The sequence below is a fragment of the Brevundimonas sp. P7753 genome, assembly GCF_013386595.1.
GTDB lineage: Bacteria > Pseudomonadota > Alphaproteobacteria > Caulobacterales > Caulobacteraceae > Brevundimonas > Brevundimonas bullata.
In genome coordinates this window covers 1-389 of sequence record NZ_JACARP010000282.1, presented here as the reverse complement: position 1 = coordinate 389, position 389 = coordinate 1, and the positions used below count along the sequence as shown (strand labels likewise).

Annotated in this window: 1 protein-coding gene; it reads right to left on the bottom strand. The window is 55.0% G+C overall.

The features are described 5' to 3' along the window. On the bottom strand, nucleotides 1-232 hold a 232-nt coding region (locus HX774_RS19595; RefSeq protein ID WP_178829045.1), incomplete at its 3' end, for a BrnA antitoxin family protein. Nucleotides 233-389: the final 157 nt, after the last annotated feature.

Genomic DNA, 389 nt, shown 5'->3' with positions numbered 1-389 from the left:
GCATATATTGGCGCAGTAGCTGGTTGATACGCGTCTGGTAGCCGGTACCTTTCCCCTTGAACCACTCCAGTACATCAGCGTCCAGCCGGATGGTTACCGCCCGCTTCACCGGCACACGCAATTCGGCGCGGCGGAAGAAGTCTTCGCCCAGTTCGGGAATTTCGCTGGTATCGATTTCCTGGTCGCTCAGCTTGTCCAGGCGCCCCCAGTCAGTTTTCGATTCTTTCGGCATAGTATTTGGCCTCCTGCTTGGTAGCTTTTCGGGCAGAGATAATACGGATCGCAACGCCCCACACTTCGGTATAGTCGACCGCAGCAACAGATATCTAGAACCGGCAAATGCTGATACAGCAATCCTCACCGTAATCCGTACGACCATCACGCAAGGC